Source organism: Paramesorhizobium salinisoli (assembly GCF_003335045.1).
Classification (GTDB): domain Bacteria; phylum Pseudomonadota; class Alphaproteobacteria; order Rhizobiales; family Rhizobiaceae; genus Paramesorhizobium; species Paramesorhizobium salinisoli.
The window spans coordinates 1-843 of record NZ_QOZG01000096.1 but is presented as its reverse complement, the minus strand read 5'-3'; the positions used below and the strand labels follow the sequence as shown (position 1 = coordinate 843).

1 protein-coding gene is annotated in these 843 nt (G+C 57.9%); it reads right to left on the bottom strand.

The genetic code is table 11. The features are described from left to right. Window positions 1-19 precede the first annotated feature (19 nt). On the bottom strand, window positions 20-843 hold an 824-nt coding region (locus DUT91_RS25070), incomplete at its 5' end, for an IS110 family RNA-guided transposase (protein WP_114443056.1).

Genomic DNA, 843 nt, shown 5'->3' with positions numbered 1-843 from the left:
CGATTAGTTTCCGTTATGGTCAAGCAGGTTTTTCGGCCCAAAGCCGATCAGCTTTGATCAGGGCATTGGCGGTCACAATGAGCTTTCGCATAATCGCAACTATGGCGATTTTGGCGGGCTTGCCCGATGCAATGAGGTGCTTGTACTTTTCCCTAAGGTCGGGGTTGAAGCGGGCCGCGACGAGAGCGGGCATGTAGAGTGCGCGTCTAACGTTGGCCCTTCCACCCTGGATGAAGCTTCTGCCTTTCCACTGTCCTGATTGGCGGACGATGGGAGCGAGTCCTGCTAGAGATGCGGCCTGTTTGTTATCGAGTGATCCGAGCTCTGGCATAATGGCGACCAACTGGTTGGCAGTGCGTGGGCCTAGGCCGGCTATGCTGGAGAGAATTTCATGCCGGCGGGCAAGCTGCGGGGCCGCCGCAATGCTTGCAGCGAGTTCGGCATCGAGAGCGGCTATATGCCGATCGATCTGATCGAGGCGTTGCTTGTGCTGACGCTTTAGAAGCGAAATCGTCAGGTTTTTCTCCTGGTTTTTAAGCGCGGTTCTGTCGCGCATCAGGCCATCTCGTGCGCTGATCAGTTCGGCCAACCTTGCCTGTTCGGGGTTTATAGCCGGGCGCACGGGCGGCTGCATTGTGCTAGCCATGCGGGCCAGCATCACTGCATCGATCCGGTCTGTCTTGGCCAGGGTTCCAGCTGCTTGGGCAAATCGTCGGGCACGAGCGGGATTGAGCTTGACGCAAGGCAGATCAGTCAGAGCTTGCTCGAGTTCCCGGTGGTAGGCCCCCGTCGCCTCAAATGCCACTCGTTCGACCGGCCATTGTCCCAGCCATGCAATTAAGG